13 protein-coding genes and 1 tRNA gene are annotated in these 18,211 nt (G+C 64.8%); 4 read left to right on the forward strand and 10 right to left on the reverse strand.

The genetic code is table 11. The features are described 5' to 3' along the window. Positions 1 to 35: 35 nt before the first annotated feature. The 9 genes from AQ619_RS07370 to AQ619_RS07410 form a co-directional block, all read right to left on the reverse strand. A complete protein-coding gene (locus AQ619_RS07370; RefSeq protein WP_062145948.1) occupies positions 36 to 311 on the reverse strand; it encodes a hypothetical protein in 276 nt (91 codons plus the stop codon). A 51-nt stretch (positions 312 to 362) separates the two neighbouring features. Beyond that, complete coding sequence (locus AQ619_RS07375; protein ID WP_062145950.1) at positions 363 to 1,112, reverse strand: SOS response-associated peptidase; 750 nt, start codon at positions 1,110 to 1,112, stop codon at positions 363 to 365. A gap of 3 nt (positions 1,113 to 1,115) precedes the next feature. Then, positions 1,116 to 1,466: a hypothetical protein gene (locus AQ619_RS07380; protein WP_236849547.1), complete on the reverse strand. Its 351-nt coding sequence runs from the start codon at positions 1,464 to 1,466 to the stop codon at positions 1,116 to 1,118. A gap of 46 nt (positions 1,467 to 1,512) precedes the next feature. Continuing rightward, on the reverse strand, positions 1,513 to 1,848 hold the full coding sequence (locus AQ619_RS07385; RefSeq protein WP_062145954.1) for a hypothetical protein: 336 nt from the start codon (positions 1,846 to 1,848) through the stop codon (positions 1,513 to 1,515). Between the two features lie 422 nt (positions 1,849 to 2,270). After that, positions 2,271 to 2,347, reverse strand: a tRNA-Arg gene (locus tag AQ619_RS07390). A gap of 293 nt (positions 2,348 to 2,640) precedes the next feature. Further along, positions 2,641 to 3,552 carry a LysR family transcriptional regulator gene (locus tag AQ619_RS07395; protein ID WP_062145956.1) on the reverse strand — a complete coding sequence of 304 codons (912 nt, stop codon included), beginning with the start codon at positions 3,550 to 3,552 and terminating at the stop codon, positions 2,641 to 2,643. A 30-nt stretch (positions 3,553 to 3,582) separates the two neighbouring features. Continuing rightward, positions 3,583 to 5,472: a CocE/NonD family hydrolase gene (locus AQ619_RS07400; protein WP_062145958.1), complete on the reverse strand. Its 1,890-nt coding sequence runs from the start codon at positions 5,470 to 5,472 to the stop codon at positions 3,583 to 3,585. Between the two features lie 89 nt (positions 5,473 to 5,561). Continuing rightward, entirely contained in the window at positions 5,562 to 8,441 is a 2,880-nt protein-coding gene (locus AQ619_RS07405) for a TonB-dependent receptor (protein ID WP_062145960.1), read from the reverse strand. 228 nt (positions 8,442 to 8,669) lie between these two features. Continuing rightward, positions 8,670 to 10,259, reverse strand: coding sequence for an AbgT family transporter (locus tag AQ619_RS07410; RefSeq protein ID WP_062145962.1), 1,590 nt, complete (start codon positions 10,257 to 10,259; stop codon positions 8,670 to 8,672). A 150-nt stretch (positions 10,260 to 10,409) separates the two neighbouring features. Here AQ619_RS07410 and AQ619_RS07415 point away from each other — a divergent pair, with 150 nt between their 5' ends. Next, entirely contained in the window at positions 10,410 to 11,525 is a 1,116-nt protein-coding gene (locus tag AQ619_RS07415; RefSeq protein WP_062145964.1) for a CapA family protein, read from the forward strand. Between the two features lie 356 nt (positions 11,526 to 11,881). On the opposite strand, the gene AQ619_RS07420 is transcribed toward AQ619_RS07415, so the two are convergent. Then, positions 11,882 to 12,205, reverse strand: a complete 324-nt coding sequence (locus AQ619_RS07420) for a hypothetical protein (RefSeq protein ID WP_062145966.1) — start codon at positions 12,203 to 12,205, stop codon at positions 11,882 to 11,884. A gap of 207 nt (positions 12,206 to 12,412) precedes the next feature. On the opposite strand from AQ619_RS07420, the gene AQ619_RS07425 reads away from it, so the two are divergent. The 3 genes from AQ619_RS07425 to AQ619_RS07435 are packed head-to-tail and all read left to right on the forward strand — an operon-like array spanning position 12,413 to position 18,087. After that, positions 12,413 to 13,681, forward strand: a complete 1,269-nt coding sequence (locus AQ619_RS07425; RefSeq protein ID WP_062145968.1) for a TolC family protein — start codon at positions 12,413 to 12,415, stop codon at positions 13,679 to 13,681. Then, the gene (locus tag AQ619_RS07430) at positions 13,678 to 14,940 is read left to right on the forward strand and encodes an efflux RND transporter periplasmic adaptor subunit (RefSeq protein WP_062145970.1); all 1,263 of its coding nucleotides are present in this window, start codon (positions 13,678 to 13,680) and stop codon (positions 14,938 to 14,940) included. The genes AQ619_RS07425 and AQ619_RS07430 overlap by 4 nt, the downstream gene beginning before the upstream one ends. Before the next feature lie 12 nt (positions 14,941 to 14,952). Beyond that, positions 14,953 to 18,087, forward strand: coding sequence for an efflux RND transporter permease subunit (locus AQ619_RS07435; RefSeq protein WP_062145972.1), 3,135 nt, complete (start codon positions 14,953 to 14,955; stop codon positions 18,085 to 18,087). The last annotated feature ends 124 nt before the right edge of the window (positions 18,088 to 18,211 follow it).

Consider the following 18,211-nt stretch of genomic DNA (forward strand, 5'->3'; position numbering starts at 1 on the left):
CAGAGTCCGATAGTGGCGCGACCCCGAAGTTCCATTCAATGGGCGTGCTGCTGAACCGCCTTCAGCCGCGCCAAATGGGTCTCGAACTCCCAGCAAACCGCTGCTTTCTCCTCTGGCGGCAACCAGTTCGACATCTGCGGGGTGACAACCTTCCAGAAGGCCAGCTCGCGTTCCGTTAGTGGCATCACCTCAGCCCCACGGAACTTCTCAAGGAGCGCCTCAAGACGCGCCCGGATCGACTCTACCGACGGCACGGTTGGCTCCGGCTTGGCAGCGTCGGGAGATGGCGGGAAGAGCTCAAGCTGGGACATTGGCTATGGCTCTGGCTAACTCGGAATGGACCCCTGTCGGCACAGACAACCTCACGCCTCCGCGGGCGGATCCCGCTTCACCCCAACGCCCCGATTGACGACCACCAAGGTATCAGGAGGCGCCGGCCGCTGCAGCGCTTTGGCTTCATCCCAGGGAGCGCGCATCCACACATCGCGCTCTTCGGCCGTCGTGAGAACGACCGGCATGGCCTTGTCATGCACCGTGCCGACCACGGCGTTGGCCTCAGTGGTCAGGAACGCATAGAGGTCGGTCGTGACCTCGCCCTCGGAGACCTTGCGCACGCTGGTCCAGGCCCGCTGCTCAACGCCGGCGAAGAACGCCAGGGGGCGGCTCTCATCGAGCGCGAACCAGACATTCTCGCCCGGCTGGCCGCCGACCTGGTTTGGCTCAGCAAAGGCCGTTAGCGGTACCAGGCAGCGGTGTTCCGGGGCCAACCAGCGCCGCCAGTGCGGGCTGTCGGTCTTGCGGACATTGGTCACGCCACGATCCGGCTCAGCTTTGATCAGCGCATTCAGCCGATCATCGTCGATCACATGCCCCTTCTTGCGCAGGCCCTCGGCGCGCTTCTCGGCGGCCTGGCGCTGGACGAAGAATGGTGAGGGCATCCCCCAACGAGCCAAGACGAGATCGCGCCCGCCGCCGGCGGCGTGGCGGACGATCGGCGCGGCCATGTCAGGGAAGATACCGGGGTAGTTGGGCATGTTACCGACCCCGTCGATCGCATCGATCAGGGCCACGATCTCGGCCTGACCCTTGCGCATCGAATACATGTTGCACATCGGTCAGCCCTGCTTGAGCCAGATGCGCGCCCGCCAATGGGCCCCATCATCCCCATCAAAATCGATGCGGTAGGCCTCGAACACGCGATGGGTGTGCCAGAAGACCTGGGGCGCGCCCTCACCGTAGTTGTAGGCCACCAGATCGTGCGGCCGGTCGGGCAGAGGCGGAAGGGCTGAAGAGACCAACTCGTTGTTCTCGCCTCGGCGGAACCAGAGCTTGACCAGCCTTTCGTCGTCGCGGCCTTCGCCTGCAGGCGCGACCTCGGCTCTGTTGATCCACGGCAGATCCCACAGCGACGGGTCGTGGTCACCGATGAAGACGATCGTGTCGGGCGGCGTCTCATTCATGGTCATCACGCTATCTCCGGGTTTTCTGTCCGCCAAGGGTGCCTAAGCCCCTTCATCGCGACCAGCAGGCGACGTTCTGAAGCTGTCCGACGTCCATCGCGTCTACACTGATCTCCGAGGCCGGCACGCCGTTGCAGCCGTACTGAGCCTTCCGGCACTTGAAGGCTCCACGCTCGAACAGCTTGTAGAGCGGCACATACGCAAGCTTTCGGGCCGCAAGCTCTGGCCCGAAGAGCTGTCGAGCTATCCCGCAATGCGGACATCTCACCGTCACCCGCCAATCGAGATCAGCGCAGACCCGCAGCGTGATCAGATCGGCACGGACTGGCCACTTGCTTGTCGGATACCGCGCAGACGGCGCAGCGTTGGCGGACATACCAAGCCCCAAAAGTTCGCATTATGTTCTCTTCTGGCGCGGCCCTGCGTCAAGCCGGGACGCCGCGACATTTTCTCATGTTGGGTAGACGGGCCGGGGCCAGGTCAGGACTTCAAAGGGCCGCGATAGCGTGGCGTCCTATGGGTAGGCGGCTATTGGATCCAGGGTCGCACCCAGAAAAGCGCGATGGCTAACGCCGTCGGGCCAATTGTTCGCCACCAGACCATCTCCCAAATGTCGCCGAGGCGATATCAATGAGCCGCTACAACGCCATCAGCCATCTGCGGCCTATCCGACGCTAAGCGGGCAATCGCCGAGCAAACTCATGCGACCTGAGCGCGCCCGCCACAGCCGACGCCCTTGCAATTAAGTCGCAAAGACTGACAGTCTTAAGTTGTCAAAGTGGACAGCGTTAGGTGGTCCTTACACGATAATGGCGGCCCGGAAGGGACTCGAACCCCTGACCTTCGCTTTAGGAAAGCGCTGCTCTATCCTGCTGAGCTACCGGGCCGCGCGCCGCGCGGGCGAAGGGTCCATAGCGCAGGATTATGCAGCGGGCCAGAAGTATGAGGCTTTGGCGCAGCTTCATTCTGGGCGCTTCGAAGGGCGTCCTCTTGTCGTCCAGGCTTGCCGCCAAGACGCCTATGCTAGCGCTCAGGTTTGGGCCGGAACGCTGGAGCTGGCCAGGATCTAAAGGTCAGGTGCTCCGGCCAGAAGGTCTGCTTCTTTCGAAGTTGATCCATCTTTGATTGCGCGCTTCGAGATACAACCCCTAGCGTCAGGCTTGCCGGCTGTGAGGGGCACCTATGCCGCTGTCGTTGGCTTGTCCAGGGCGTCGAAATAGCCACGCGCTTCTTCAAGCAGGGCGGCGGCCAGGCGGTTCATTGGGGCCAGGGCCGAGGTCATGAAGGCATACTCGTGCAGGATCTGCGGCCGGAAGGTGCGGATCACCGTGTCGCCCCGCACGAAGTTCTTGGCCATCAGGGCGTTGACGATGGCGATGCCTATACCCTCAGCGGCGAAGGCGCAGGCGGAGCCCACCGTATGGGTCTCCAGTTTGACGTCGGGCCGCACGCCGCGGTCGCGGAAGGCGTCGTCGATCTGGCGGCGCGACCAGGTACCAAAGCCCAGCAGGACCAGGGGTTCTGCCCGCAGCAATTCCGGCGTGAGAAACTCATGCTTCGCCAGAGGGTGAGCGCCGGGCAGCACGCAGACGGTCTCGCTGGCCGAAAGGGTGAAGGTTGAAAGGTCTGCGCGATCCATCGGCAACTTGACGAAGCCGCAATCGGCCGTGCGGTTGGCGACCATGTTTCGCGCTGTCTCGGTGCTGCGCGAGTCGATGCTGACCCGTACCTTGGGAAAGCGGTCGAGGAACCGGGTCAGAATGGTCGACAGCACGCCTTCAGACAGGCTGGGCGGAGCGACGATCTTCAAGAGGCCGGCATTGAAGGTGGCGATGTCGCGGACCAGGGCGTCGATGCGCTCCAGACCGCCGAAGGCCAGGTCGACCTCCTCATAGATCATCAGGGCTTCGGGGGTAGGGCTGAGGCGGCCCTTTTCGCGATAGAACAGCTCGAAGCCGGCGTCCTGCTCAAGTTGGGCGATCAGGCGGCTGACGGCGGGCTGGGTCAGCCCCATTCGCCCCGCAGCAGCCGTTGCCGAGCCGCTCAGCATGGTTTCGCGGAAGGCTTCCAGGCTGCGCAGGTTCAGTTTCAATCGATCGCTCCGCTTTCAGGCCCGGCGTTTCTACCGCGCCGTGACCGGCAGCAGCAGGCGCGAAGGCCGCGTCGCATCGACATAGACCCGATTTGTCGCCACGCGGGGAGTCCGCCCATAGCCTTCAGGTTCGCCGGAGTTTGGATTGACGTCGAAATGAGGGAAGTTGCTGGAGGCAATGTCCAGTCTGATGCGATGGCCCTTCAGGAACAGATTGGCGGTCGGAAAGGCCTCGATCTCGATCCGGTAGATCCCGCCCGGGGCCAGGCGGCTTTCGTGGCTGTAGCTCAGCCGGTAGCGCGCCCGCAGGATGCCGTGGCTCAGGTTCATGGCGAATCCATCGGGAAAGTCTTCCGACGGCGGATGAAGATCGATCAGCTTGATTGTGAAGTCGGTGTCTACGCAGTCGGAGGCAATGAACAGCTCGGCCTGGATCGGACCGATAACCTCGACATCGTCAGCCAGAGGCGAAGTCTGGAAGACCAACACGTCGTCGCGGTCGGCCAGGGCGCGATATGGCGCGCGACAGCCGAAGAACCGCTCGTCCTCGCGCTGGTCGAATGCGCCCGCCTCCATAACGGGCGCGCCCGATGCCAAGGCACCGCCTATTGTAGGGACGGGTTTGCGCGGATCGTGCACATAGGCGCGGAAGGCTTCGGCGACCTGTGGCGGCGTGGTCGAAAGACCGCCGTCGGCCTGCAGGAAATAGTCCATGACGACCGATGAGGCCGGCGGCCAGGCCGCCTCGTCGCGCCATCGTCCGCCGTGATCCAGCCGCCCCTCCGGGGTCTTGCGGCCCGAGCCGCCGCCCATGACGAAGAGTTTGACAGGGGGCAGCGGGTCAGGTCCCGGCGCGGCCTTCAGCCAGGCGTCGAACCAGGCCAGCCGCAGCGCCACATAGTCCGGGGCCAGGGCGCCGTCGAGCGGCGCATCCGCGCCGAAGTCCACATCGCCGGCATGGCTGACCGAGCGCTGGCCATGAGTCCATGGGCCCATCACCAGCTTGACCGGCGAGGACTTGCGCGCCGAAAGCCCCAGATAGTTCTCGGTTGCGGTCAGGGCGTAAGGGTCGAACCAGCTGCTCATATGCACCATCGGCACGTCGGCATACTCGTCATAGGCACCGCGCGCATAGAGGCCGGTCTGGGTCCAGTAGGGGCCAAACAGGCCGTTTCGCCACTGATCCAGCAGGTATTTTTCGTATTCGGGCGCCGCACTCAGAGGCGAAGCGCCCTCGCTCCAGGGCATGTGCGCGAACCAGGCCTTCAGGTCCTGGGAGATCAGCGCCTGACGCCGAACGGGATCGCTCTCCGTGGCAGGGCTTAGCAGGGCGTGCTTATAGGCCCAGGTCGCCTGTTTCAGCTCAAACGCCCCGCCCTGGCGGATGCCCGAATGGTAGGCGCTGGAAAAGCCGCCGGAATCCAGGAACATCGCCGCCAGCGCTGGAGGGTTCAGGCAGGCGAGGGCGCTTTGGGTGTGGGCGCCGTAGGAGAGGCCGAGCGTTCCCACCTTGCCATCGCACCACGGCTGCTGGGTCAGCCATTCGAGGGTGTCGAAACCATCCTCGCCCTCGGCCAGGTACTTTTCGAACACGCCTTCAGAGGCGTATCGGCCACGACAATCCTGCAGGGCCACCACATAGCCGCCGCGCACGAACTGAACCGCCAGTTCGGGCTTGGAGCGCGGGTGAGAGTCTTGCCGGGTTCGGTCGCCGTGATTGACGCCCAGCTTGTCATAGGGCGTGCGTTCCAGCAGCACCGGCAAGGGCGTCTGTAGGGGCTCGCCGTCCAGGGCCGGACGATAGATGTCCGTGGCCAGCCGTACGCCGTCACGCATGGTGACCATGACGTCACGCGTCACATGCACATCGTCAGGCAGGCTGAACGTCGCGCAAGACCGCTGCTGGGAACCGTCGCTCATGGCCGGCGTCTCTGGAAAGGGGGTAGCGCGACGGTTTTTCAAGAGGTTGCGACGGGAGGGAGACGGCGAGCGCCTCCCTCCACGCGGTCCTAGAACTTGGCCGAAACGCGGGCGTACATGTACCGGCCGCGGGCGTCGTAGGTGTAGATGTCGTAGTTGATCGGAGCATTGGCATAGGACGCGGGTGGCGCTTCGTCGAAGACGTTGCTGACCCCGATGCTCACTGCCGTTTCAAAGGTGTTGAAGACGTAGCCGGCTTCCAGGTCGTTGTAGAAGATGGAGTCGGTCTTGGCCCCTTTGACGGTGTTGGCGACGTCGGTGGTGTCGCCGATATAGCGGCCGCGCCACAGGGCATTCCACGATCCCAGGCTCCAGGTCAGAGAGGCCTGACCCTTCCAGTGCGGATAGGTCGACCGGGGCTGGTCGCCCTTGCCGGCCCGTTCGTCGACGATCGGCGCGCCGCCCGTCGGATTGGGGCTCGTGGTCTTGAAGGTGTCCAGATACGAGGTGTCCAGCACGGCGGCGAAGCGACCGACATCCGTACTGAACTCGTAGCGGATCGTGGTGTCGATGCCCGAGGTCTCGATCTCGGCCAGGTTCTGAGCGCCTTGCAGAAGGTTGGTGATGGCGCCGGTGGAGGCGTCGCGGGTCACCAGGTCGCAGAACACGCCGCCTTGCTGGGCGCACAGGTTGAGGATCTGGGTTGCCGACTGCGAGGCGATCGCGTCCTTCACCTTGATCTGGTACCAGTCGACCGTGGCGCTGAGGCCGGGGGCGAAGCGCGGCTTGACGGCGAGGCCGAAGCTGTAGGTGTCAGCGGTCTCGGCCTTCAACTTGGTATTGCCCGCGATCGTGCCGGCAATCAGGCCATTCAGATTGTAGTTGGCCTGGTTATAGCCGGTGGGCACGCCCACGCAGCCAGGGCGGCTGGCATTGGCAGCTGCACCGCCATTACAGGGATCGACGCCCTGGAAGCTGGTCTGGCGACCGCCCTGATAGAGCTCGAGGATCGAGGGGGCGCGGAAGCCCTGTGAATAGGTGCCGCGCACCAGGATGTCTTCGATCGGACGCCAGCCGACGCCGATCTTGCCGGTGCTGTCACCACCGACGGTGTCATAGTCGGAATAGCGGAGGGCCAGGCTGACATCGAGACTCTTGGCCAGCGGCAGGTCCTTCAGCAGCGGAATGGCGGCTTCGACATAGGCTTCGTTCAGGCTGTACTCGCCGCGCGTGGGGGTGCGGGTCTGGCCCGTGGTGCTGGTGTTGCTGGCGAAGGTCGAGCCCGAAGCTGGGGTCGGAATATTGGTCGGCGCGGTGTTGACGAAGGCGTCGGGATTGTCGACGGCCTTGTTGGTGCGGTGCTCGACACCGGCGGCGATGGCCAGCGGGCCGGCCGGCAGCTGGAACAGCTCGCCGGTGATGTTGGCCGTGACATCGAAGATCGAGGTGCTGTTGGATTCGACCACCGTGTAGCGGATGTAGTCGGCCTGTGCGGCCGTCATCGGCGCGAACAGGTTGACCGGAACGCAGCCGGCCGCTGAGGCGCAGGCGGTGCCGAGGCCCAGCGCCAGCTTGTCGTAATTGATCGCGTTCAGCGCCCGCGAATTGATCTTGTTCTTCGAATAGAGGGCGTAGACGTCCCAGGTCCAATCGCGACCCAGCAGGCTGACCGTGCCATCCAGGCCCCCGGCGACACGCATGGTCTTGACGTCCTGCACGTTGTCGCGATTGCCGACCTCGGTCATCACCTTGCGGATGCGCCAGGCCTGGTTGGCTGCGAAACCGAGCGCATTGGCCGTGGGCACGCCATTGGCCGTGCCGAACGGATTGAAGGCCTGGCTGTTGGGGATGGCGAACCCGCGGATGGTACCGGAGGTGCCGCCGATATCCAGTTGGACAGGTGAGAACAGCTGGTCGGACTTGCGCTGGTTATAGAGACCCTCGACCTTCAGGCGGACCTTGTCGGTCAGGTCGGCGGTGTAGCGCGTATAGACGCCATAGCGCTCGCTGGGACCAGCCGAATAGATGCCCTGGGCCTGGGTGTTGAAGTAGTCGCCGGGCAAGGCGGCAGTGTGGAAGGCGTTGTCGGCCTGGCTGCCTGCGCCGATCGTGGCACCGGCGTTGAAGGCAATGGGGGCGGTCGAGGCGGCAAAGCCTGTCGCCGTACCGAAATAGGCGTTGTTCGACAGGCCAGGCAGGATGAACAGGCCATTGGGGCTGGTGCCGACAGCCGTGGCTGGAACCAGGGTGACCCGGGTCAGGTCGCGATCCGAGGTCAGGATCGGCTTATCCTTCACATAGCTCAGCGAGACCAGCAGGGCGCTGCTTTCGAAGCGCTTGCCGAAATTGACGATGCCCGAATACTGCTGGCCGTCGCCTTCCGAGCTGACGCCGTACTTTGCCTGGGCCTTGACGCCGTCGAAGTCGCGGGCCGTCTTGATGTTGACGACGCCGGCGATGGCATCGGAACCATAGATGGCCGAAGCGCCGTCCTTCAGCACCTCAAGGCCTTCGATCATGCCCAGTGGCATGGTGTTCAGGTCGACAAAGTCCCGGAAACCGCGCTGACCGACGCCGTCGACCCAGCGGTGGCCATCGACCAGAACCAGCACGCGATTGCCACTGCCTTCGGCACCGCCGAGATAGCGCAGATTGATCGAGCTGGCGCCGTAGGAGGTGCCCTGGGTGCCGTTGCTGCTGAGGCTGACGCCCGCCGACGGCAGCTTTTGCAGCAGCTCGCCGACCGAACCAGCGCCGGAGTTTTTGATGTCGGCCTCAGTCAGGGTGGTGACGACCCCCACGCCGTCAGCGTCCTTGCGCTGGATGCGCGAGCCGGTCACGACGATCTCCTCGACGGTTGTATCCGCCGCCGGTTGTGCGGTCTGGGCGAAGACCGGCGTCGCCGCGCAGGTCAGCAATGCCGCATAAGCAGTTCCGGCGCAGAGCGCGCGCACGTTCAAGGCCTGCATGGATCAATTCCCCTTTGTCGCCGACATCGTCCTGCGCCGACCGCGCTAGACCCCCTGCCGACTTTCGAAGCGTAGGAGGCGCGTCTTCGGCTGCGCAACGCCATTGCGGTTTCTGATCAGGCCATGCGCGGGCCGTATGACTCTGTTTTGCGACGACGGTCATGAACGGGGCCAACCGCGCCCTTTTGAAAGGCGCGGTTGGCCGGTCTGCAGGATTTCGTCGCCGAGCTAGGGCGTAATCGGTGCGCTGGCGGCGGGCGGCAGGGTATAGACTCCGGAAGCCCCAGGCCCGACCGGCAGCTTGAACCCGACGAAGACCAGCACCAGCAAAACGCCCCCGGCCATGAAGCCCAGGCAGTAGGGCAACATCAGCGCGATCATCGAGCCGACACCGAAGTTTGGTCGCCATCGCTGGCACAAGATCAGAACCAGCGGGAAGTTGGAAGCCAAGGGCGTGACGATGTTGAAGATCGAGTCGCCCATCCGATAGGCGGCGGTGGTCATCTCCGGCGAGATCCCCAACAGCATCATCATCGGTACGACCACCGGTGCCATGGCGCTCCATTTGGCCGAGGCCGAGCCGATCACCAGATCCAGCCCAGAGGACATGGCCAACAAGGAGACCAGCAGCGCCGGTTTGGGCAGTCCGACCCCCTGCAGCACCTCTGCGCCCTTGACCGCCAGCACCGGCCCTAGCTTTGACCAGCCGAACATTGCCACGAAGTGGGCGGCGAAGAAGGCCAGGACCAGATAGGGGGCCATGTCCTTCATGCCCTGACCCATCATCGACACCACGTCGCGGTGGGAGCGGATCGCACCGGTCGCAGAGCCATAGGCCCAGCCGCTGGTCAGGAACAACAACATGAACGCCGCGATCAGGGACTGGTAGAAGGGCGTCATCCTTCGCGGGCCGACGGCCTCTTCGTCAAACAGCGGTGTGAAGCCCGGCCACAGGGTCAGGGCGGCAAACAGGGCGATGATCACCAGGGCGGCGATCCCGGCGCGGCGCAGGCCGCGACGCTGGGGCTCGCCCAGCGCGTCCAGGCTGACCCCAGCCTGCGCCATGGCCGCCTCGTCGGGGCGCCACGGGCCCAGGCGCGGCTCGACGATCCTGTCGGTCACGAACCAGGCGATGGGCGTAAACAAAATCCCGATCGACAGGGTGAACCACCAGTTGCCCAGTGGGTTCATCACGAAGTTGGGGTCGATCAGCCTGGCGGCCGGTTCTGTGATCCCGAGGATCAGCACGTCGAACTGTCCAGGCACGATATTGCCGGCGAAGGCACCGGAGATGCCGGCATAGGCGATAGCGATCCCGGCCAGGGGATGACGCCCGCTCTCGGCATAGATCAGGGCGGACAGGGGGATCAGCACGACATAGGCGGCGTCTGAGGCATGATGCGACATCAGGCCGATCACGAAGATTGCCGGGGTCAGGACCTTGCGCGGCAGCTTGCGGACCGCGTCACCCAGCAGGGCACCGAACAGGCCGGTGCGCTCGGCGACCGCTGCGCCCAGCATGACGACCAGCACCAGACCCAAGGGCGGGAAGCCGGTGAGGGTGTCGGGCATGTCGACAAGAAGTTTGGCCAGATTGGCTTCTGACAGCAAGCTCTGGGTCTTCAGATGCGCGCCGGTGACCGGATTGACCGCGCTCCATCCTCCTGCGCTGGCGATCACTGAAACGAACATCAGGATGGCAATGCAGAAGGCGAAGATTAGGACCGGATCGGGAAGGGCGTCGCCGATCTTTTCAATGCGATCAAGCAGGCGCGGCCCCCGGCCAGCGGCCGGCTCGCGCGGATCTTCAGTCGTCATGGTCGAAAGTCCCCCGTTCGAATGAGCCTTGCAGGCGGCTCGTCGCCTTACAACCGCATAGCGGCAGGGCATCGGGCCATTCGTCAAAGGCATGACCTAGTCGCCTTTCATCCGGTCTCTTATGGTCTTTAAGATCCGGGAGCCCCGAGCATGCATCGCAGAGATTTCTTGGCGACGGCGACCGCGTCTGCGCTGGTAGGGTCGGTCTCGCCCGGCATGGCCGCCGCATCGAGCCTGAAGGTGACCCTGTTGGGTCAGGCGCTGATCGAACATGACGTCCTTGCTGGCTCCTGGCCCGGACGTCTGGACCTGGCTGCGCGGCTGGCGAGCGCCGACGCCGGATTCACCAATCTGGAAACGGTGATCCGGGGGCCGCGAGCCGGCGCGCCGACACGGGAGCTTCTGACGCTACACGCCGCCGGTCCTGAGGTGATCGAGACGCTCAAGGCGATGAACGTCACCCTGGCCGCCACCGCCAATAATCACGCCTTCGACCTGGGCACGGGCGGGATCCTCGACACCCTGGCAGCGCTGCGGGCTGCAGGCCTGCCTTCGGCCGGGACGGGCAATGATCTGGCCGGGGCCACGGCACCGGCCTATCACCAGACGCCACATGGCACCGTGGCGCTGGTCGCCTGCGCCACCGGCAAGGTGCGGGAGGGTGGGGCAGCGACGCCCACGCGCCCCGGCGTCAATGAGGTGCGCCGCGACGCCAGCGGTCAAGTCGCGGCGGCCGATGCGACCCGGGTGCTGGACGCCCTGTCGGACGCGGCGCGCCGGGCAGACGTGGTCATCGCCTACCAGCACAATCACGACTGGGAGCCGGACATGGCGAGGGTTCCCGACTGGCAAAGGGTCTTCGCTCGGCGCTGTGTTGATGCCGGTGCCAGTGTGTTTGTCGGTCACGGCGCGCCCTTGCTCCAAGGGATGGAGGTCTATCGCGGCGCGCCTGTGATTTACGGCCTTGGCAACTTCATCTTCCAGACCGAGAAACCGCCCGGTGCCTATCCGCCCGAGGCCTGGGAAGGCGTGCTTGTCGAGTGTGAGTTCAGCGCGCGACGTTGCCGGTCTGTCAGGTTGGTCCCGATCCGCCTCAATGAGATCGGCAGGGCAGGGCCGGACGACTTGGCGACGCGGGGCATGCCGTCATTGGCCTCGGGGTCGCAGGCGCTGGCCATACTGGACCGGATCGCGGACCGTTCCCTCGCTTTGGGCGGTCGTCTGTTGATAGGCGATGGAACGGACGCGCAGCTGCAAGTCCCGTAGCTGAGATTTTGGCTGGCTGAGGCGGCGCGTCAGAAGTCAGCAATGCCCAATCCGTTGCAGTTGGAAGGGCCGACCCACCCCCAATATGGGTCGATTGACTTGACCACAAACGACCCGGGGCAGGTCTATTTCTGTGCCAGTCCGAGTTTTGCAATCGCCTCCGCTCGGGCCTGGGGATGGTTCGACGGATGGCTGCGACGGGATTGGAAGGACTCTGCAGGAGCATTCTAACGCACCAGCAGCTGCGCGACATGGGTTTGCGGTGAGCACTGTTCCTGGCCGGGCAGGCTGGGAGCGCGATCCTGCGGTGACGTTGACGCATTGATCTAAGCAGAGCTTGCGACGACTATGTCGCTTCACACGAGTCCATCGAGGGATTTTTGCTCCAACATCTGAACAAACGGCTTGCGAAAGGCGTGACGGCTCTGGCCGTGATGCTGATCGCTATGCTCGTGGTTCAGGCACCCGTCGCCATGGTGGATCGGGCCTTGCACGCGAACGGTAAGGCCCATGCAGCTAACGCCTTCGCCGGTCCGCTTGCCGCCGATTTGGTAGATCACGAACGCGATCATGACCGTCATTTGGTCGAGGATCATCACGATGGCGAAACGACCGATATGGCTTCGCTCGTCGTTGAGGACGATCGTGATCCTTCCCCCTCGCAAGGCGCTCACCACCATCACGATGGCCCTTCGCTTCTAGGCCTCGTGACCGTGATGTCTGCTGCAAGCCCCTGGATTGCCTCGGTCATTCCCTGGTCCAGCCGGGAAACATCGCTCGCCAGTGCTGATCCGTCGCCGCAGAAGCGCCCTCCCAAGACCCGCCTCGAACACGTCGCCTGACCGACGCGGCCCACGGCCGCGCCAGCATCCGTTCGAGAGAAATCCATGTCCCGTCCTAACCACGGTCGCCTCGCGCGATCATGGCTGCTCGCGTCGGCGATCGCCGCCGCGCTGCCCTTCACGGCGCAAGCCCAATCCCTTGCCCTGAACCAGGCGCTCGCCAGAGCCGCTCAGGCTGATCCCACTCGGGCCGCCGCAGAGGCCCGTATCAAGGCCGCAGACGCCGGGGCGCGGCAAGCCGACGTTCGCGCCAATCCAGTCCTCGGCGTCGAGCTCGAAGATCTGACCGGAACCGGCCCCTATTCCCTCGTCGATCGCGCCCAGGCCACTTTCTACTACCAGCAGACCCTGGAACGCGGCGGCAAGCGAGAGGCCCGGACTGCCCTGGCGCGAACCGAGATCGACCTGGTCCGCCTGCGCCATCAGACCAAGGTGCTGGACCTCTTCAAGGAGGTCGAACTGGCGTGGGTCGAAGCCCTGGCGGCTGAGGCCCAGGCTCGCCTGGCGCGAACGCGCCTGGACATCGCCGAGCGCGCCCAGGCTGAAGTTGATCGCCGGGTGAAAATGGCCCGTGACCCGCTGTTTGCCGGTGCCCGTGCCGAAGCTCAGGTTGCCGAGGCGAGGATCGCCTTGTCGCAAGCTCAGCTGGCTGCCGACACCGCCCGGCGGACCTTGGCCGGCTATTGGAACGACGGCGTGGATTTCGAGATCGACGCCGCCGCGTTAGAAGACACCTCGGCCGCTCGGGAGATCGCTGGCGAGGCTTCCCCCGTGGACCTGGCTCTGCTCGACGCCGAGCGACAGACCGCGACGGCGCGGGTTCGCGTGGAAGAAACCAAAGCCGTTCAGGACCCGACCTGGCGCGCAGGTCTGCGCTATCTGAACGAAGGCCGCGACGTGGCCGTCGTGGTCGGTGGGTCGATCCCTCTCGCGCGCTACGACACCAATCGCGGAGCCATCGAGCGCGCCCAGGCCGAACGCACGGCGGCCGACACAGACCTGCTGACCGGCAAGGTCCTGCGCGAGCGGCAGATTGCCAAGCTTCAGGCCGACCTGACCGCACGGGCCAGTGAAGCCCGTCGAATCGAGGCGGAAGTACTGCCTGCCGCCGAACGCACCATTGCTCTGGTTCGCGAAGGGTTCAACCGGGGCGGCTTCAGCTATCTCGACGTCATCGAGGCCCAGCAGGTCCTGATCGACGCCAGAAGCCGACGGCTCGACGCCCTCAAGGCCTTCCACACCGACCGCGCCCTGCTGGCCCGCCTGACCGGCCGCCACGCGGCCCTTATTCCCGCTTCGGAGACTGTCCGATGAACCGTGTTTACACCCGGCGCGCGTCAGTGCGCCTTGCCCTGCTGATGGCCGGTAGCTTGTTGCTCTCCGCGTGTGGCGATGGTGCCAAGCCCTCCGCCGAGGCCGAAGGGCACGCCGCCAAGGCCGGCGACTTCGAACGTGGCCCGCATCGTGGCCGAATGCTGCGCGCCGGCGATCTGGCCATCGAGATGACCATTTTCGAAGACGGGGTCGACCCGGAATTCCATGTCTACGCCTATCGCAAGGACAAGCTGGTCGACCCGCGTCAGGTAGAGCTGTCGGTCGAACTGACCCGCCTGGGCGGCAAGGTTGATAGGTTCCACTTCACGCCGCAGGATGACTATCTGCGCGGGGCGGGCGTGGTGCATGAGCCCCACTCTTTCGACGTGAAGGTGCGCGCCAGCCAAGGCGGTCAAAGCCATCAGTGGACCTATGCGTCCTACGAAGGCCGAACCACAATCAGCGCCCAGGCTGCCAAGGCCGGGGGCGTGAAGACTGAGATCGCCGGGGCGGCCGATGTCGCCGAACTGGTCGACATGGCGGGGCGCGTTGAGATCACGCCCGAGGGAAAAAGCGAGGTCCGTGCCTGGTATCCGGGACGGGTCATGAGCCTGCGTGGCGAACTGGGGACCCAGGTTCGCAAGGGGCAGTTGCTGGCGCGCGTAGAGTCCAGCGAGAGTCTGCAGACCTATTCGATCTTCGCGCCGATCAGCGGAGTCATCGTTGAGAAGAACCTCAATGTCGGCGATGTGGCCGGCGAGAGGGCGATCTTTGTGATCGCCGATCCGACCAAGCTGCACGCCGAGTTCTTCGTCTATCCGCGCGATGCCGAAAAGGTGCGTGTAGGACAGCCCGTGCAGGTTCGCAGCCTGGCGAGCGACACCAAGCTGATGGCGCGGGTCGAAGCCGTGCTGCCGACAGCGGACCTGGCCAGCCAGACCCTTCTGGCGCACGTCCATCTGCCGGAGGGCTCAGCCGCGTTCCGGCCGGGCATGGGCGTCGAAGGCTCATTCCAGGTCGCGTCCAGCCGGGTTCCGCTGGCGGTTCGCACCAAGTCCCTCCAGCGCTTCCGAGACTTCACGGTCGTCTTCGCCAAGGTGGGAGACACCTACGAGGTGCGGATGCTGGAACTGGGCCGCCAGACGCCGGAATGGACAGAAGTCCTGGGCGGACTTGAGCCTGGAACCGAATATGTCGCCGATGGTGCCTTCCTGATCCGCGCGGACATCGAAAAGTCCGGCGCGAGCCACGACCACTAGGAGCGCGCAACCATGCTTGACCGCATCATCGCGCTGTCAATCCGGCTTCGATGGATCGTCCTGGCGCTCGTCATCGTCTCGTCGATTGTCGGAGTCTGGAGCTTCCAGCGCCTGCCGATCGACGCCACCCCCGACATCACCAATGTCCAGGTGCAGATCAACACCGAGGCACCCGGCTTCTCGCCCCTGGAAGCTGAACAACGCATCACCTTCCCGATCGAGACAGCCATCGCCGGCCTTCCAGGTCTGGAATACACCCGCTCGGTGTCGCGCTATGGCCTCAGCCAGGTCACCGTTGTCTTCAAGGACGGGACGGACATCTATTTTGCGCGGCAACTGGTCAATGAGCGGCTGCAGGCTGCACGCGCACAATTGCCGACTAGCCTGACGCCCGAGCTTGGCCCGATCGCGACGGGCCTGGGCGAAATCTTCATGTACACGGTCGAGGCCAAGCCCGGTGCGCGCCGTCCCGACGGTAAGGCCTATACGCCTGAAGACCTGCGCACCCTGCAGGACTGGGTGATCCGGCCACAGCTGCGAAACACACCCGGCGTCACCGAGGTCAACACCATCGGTGGTTTCGAGCGGCAGTACCATGTCACGCCTCTGCCTGAACGCTTGTCGGCCTATGGCCTGACCATGGCCGACGTCACTGACGCCCTGTCCACCAACAACAGCAATGTCGGGGCCGGCTATATCGAGCGCTACGGCGAGCAGTATCTGGTTCGCGTTCCCGGTCAGGCCAGCGGCGTTGAAGACCTGCGCGGCACGATCATCGTCAATCGCGGCGGCGCGCCGATCCGCATCGGTGACGTGGCCGATGTCGGTCTGGGCGAGGAGCTTCGCACCGGGGCCGCGACCGAGAACGGCCAGGAAGTGGTGCTGGGCACGGTCTTCATGCTGGTTGGCGAAAACAGCCGCACCGTCGCCCGCGCTGCGGCGCTGCGTCTGGAGCAGGCCGCCAAGTCTTTGCCGGCCGGCGTCATGGCCAGACCGGTCTATGACCGCACCGAACTGGTCGATCGCGCCATTCGCACGGTCGAAAAAAACCTGGCCGAGGGCGCTCTGCTAGTGATCGTCGTGCTGTTTCTGCTGCTCGGCAACATCCGCGCGGCGCTGATCACGGCAGCGATCATTCCCTTCTCCATGCTGATGACCATAACCGGCATGGTGCAGAGCCGGGTGTCGGGCAATCTGATGAGTCTGGGGGCTCTGGACTTTGGCCTGATTGTTGATGGCGCGGTGATCATCGTCGAAAATTGCCTTCGCCGGTTCGGCGAGGCCCAGCATCGTCTGGGCCGCCTGCTCAGCAAGGAGGAGCGCTTCGCCCTGACCGCCTCCGCGACCGGCGAAGTGATCAAGCCGTCGCTGTTTGGCGTGCTGATCATCACGCTCGTCTATGTGCCGATCTTCGCCCTGACCGGGGTTGAGGGGAAGATGTTCCACCCGATGGCCATCACCGTGGTCATCTCCCTTACGGCCGCCCTGGTTCTGTCGCTGACCTTCGTTCCCGCCGCCGTGGCGACCTTCGTCACCGGCAGGGTTGAGGAGAAGGAAAGCCGCGTCATGCGAAGCGCGCGCCGACTCTATGAACCAGCCTTGGCTCTGGCGCTGCGCCTGCGCATTGCCATTGTGGCCGGTGCGGTCGCTCTGGTGGTGCTCGCAGGCTTCGCCGCCAGCCGGATGGGCTCGGAGTTCGTGCCCAATCTCGACGAGGGGGATATCGCCATGCACGCCCTGCGCATCCCCGGCACCAGCCTCACCCAAGCCATCCGCATGCAAACGGCCCTGGAGGCGCGGATCAAGCAGATGCCGGAGGTCGAGCGCGTGGTGGCCAAGATAGGTACCGCTGAGGTCGCCACCGATCCCATGCCGCCCAGCGTTGCCGACACCTTCATCATGCTGAAGGACCGCAAGGACTGGCCCGATCCGCGTAAGCCACGTGCCCAACTGGTGGCCGAACTCCAGGCGGCCGTGGCCACCATCCCGGGCAACAACTACGAGTTCACCCAGCCGATCCAGATGCGGTTCAATGAACTGCTGTCGGGCGTACGCGCCGACGTGGCCGTAAAGGTCTTCGGCGACGACCTCGACCAGCTACTCGAAATCGGCGAAAGCGTTGGCAGCGTGGTCGAGGGCATCGAGGGCGCTCAGGACGTCGGTGTCGAACAGGTGACCGGTCTGCCGGTCTTGCAGATCACTCCAGATCGCGCCGCCCTGGCCCGACTGGGTCTGAACGTGCAGGACTTGCAGGAGGTCGTCGCCACCTCGATCGGCGGCGCGGTGGTGGGCCAGGTCTTCGAAGGCGACCGTCGTTTCGACGTTGTCGTTCGACTCCCGGAGGCGATTCGCCGCGATGTCGATGGTGTTGGCCGGCTTCGCGTCCCGCTGCCGCAGGCCTCTGACGGGTCGCGTGGCTTCGTACCGCTCCAGGACGTGGCCAAGGTCGAGACGGTCATCGGCCCAAACCAGATCAGCCGCGAGGATGGCAAACGCCGGGTTGTCATTACCGCCAATGTGCGCGGTCGCGACCTCGGCTCGTTCATCACCGAGGTCCAGCAGAAGGTTGGCACCGAGGTGGAAATCCCCACCGGCTATTGGGTCAGCTACGGCGGCACGTTCGAACAGCTGATCTCGGCGGCCAAACGGCTCCAGCTGGTCGTACCGGCCGCGCTACTGCTGATCTTCGGCCTGCTGTTCGCTCTGTTCAGATCGGTGAAGGACGCCGCCATCGTGTTCTCCGGTGTGCCCCTGGCCCTCACCGGCGGCGTCGCGGCGCTGCTCCTGCGCGGCCTGCCGCTGTCGATCTCGGCGGGCATCGGCTTCATCGCGTTGTCGGGTGTGGCGGTGCTCAACGGCGTGGTCATGGTCAGCTTCATCCGCAGCCTGCTAGCGGAGGGCCGGTCCATCGAGGAGGCAATCTCTGAGGGCGCTCTGAGCCGGCTGCGGCCGGTGCTGATGACGGCCCTGGTCGCCAGCCTGGGCTTTGTGCCGATGGCGTTCAATGTCGGTGCCGGCGCTGAAGTTCAACGGCCGCTGGCGACCGTGGTGATCGGCGGGATCATCTCCTCGACCCTGCTGACGCTGCTGGTCCTGCCGGCCCTCTATCGGCATGCAGGGGGCTCTCAACGATCCGCGCAAACCTAGAGGGGCACCGAGTGTTCGGGCCGCCCAAGGGGTTACGCCCAAGGGCGGCCGGCCGATCAAGTGCTCGGTGGACGGCCTGCGCGGCCCGGCTGGCGAACAAGTGGGAGGGCCGACCTGACGCCAG

Origin of the sequence: Caulobacter henricii (genome assembly GCF_001414055.1) — a bacterium.
Classification (GTDB): Bacteria; Pseudomonadota; Alphaproteobacteria; order Caulobacterales; family Caulobacteraceae; genus Caulobacter; species Caulobacter henricii.

Coding starts and splice junctions, on each gene's coding strand:
- AQ619_RS07370 (WP_062145948.1), bottom strand. CDS start 311: ATGTCCCAGCTTGAGCTCTTCCCGCCATCTCCCGACGCTGCCAAGCCG.
- AQ619_RS07375 (WP_062145950.1), bottom strand. CDS start 1,112: ATGTGCAACATGTATTCGATGCGCAAGGGTCAGGCCGAGATCGTGGCC.
- AQ619_RS07380 (WP_236849547.1), bottom strand. CDS start 1,466: ATGACCATGAATGAGACGCCGCCCGACACGATCGTCTTCATCGGTGAC.
- AQ619_RS07400 (WP_062145958.1), bottom strand. CDS start 5,472: ATGAGCGACGGTTCCCAGCAGCGGTCTTGCGCGACGTTCAGCCTGCCT.
- AQ619_RS07405 (WP_062145960.1), bottom strand. CDS start 8,441: ATGCAGGCCTTGAACGTGCGCGCGCTCTGCGCCGGAACTGCTTATGCG.
- AQ619_RS07410 (WP_062145962.1), bottom strand. CDS start 10,259: ATGACGACTGAAGATCCGCGCGAGCCGGCCGCTGGCCGGGGGCCGCGC.
- AQ619_RS07415 (WP_062145964.1), top strand. CDS start 10,410: ATGCATCGCAGAGATTTCTTGGCGACGGCGACCGCGTCTGCGCTGGTA.
- AQ619_RS07420 (WP_062145966.1), bottom strand. CDS start 12,205: ATGGTGGTGAGCGCCTTGCGAGGGGGAAGGATCACGATCGTCCTCAAC.
- AQ619_RS07425 (WP_062145968.1), top strand. CDS start 12,413: ATGTCCCGTCCTAACCACGGTCGCCTCGCGCGATCATGGCTGCTCGCG.
- AQ619_RS07430 (WP_062145970.1), top strand. CDS start 13,678: ATGAACCGTGTTTACACCCGGCGCGCGTCAGTGCGCCTTGCCCTGCTG.
- AQ619_RS07435 (WP_062145972.1), top strand. CDS start 14,953: ATGCTTGACCGCATCATCGCGCTGTCAATCCGGCTTCGATGGATCGTC.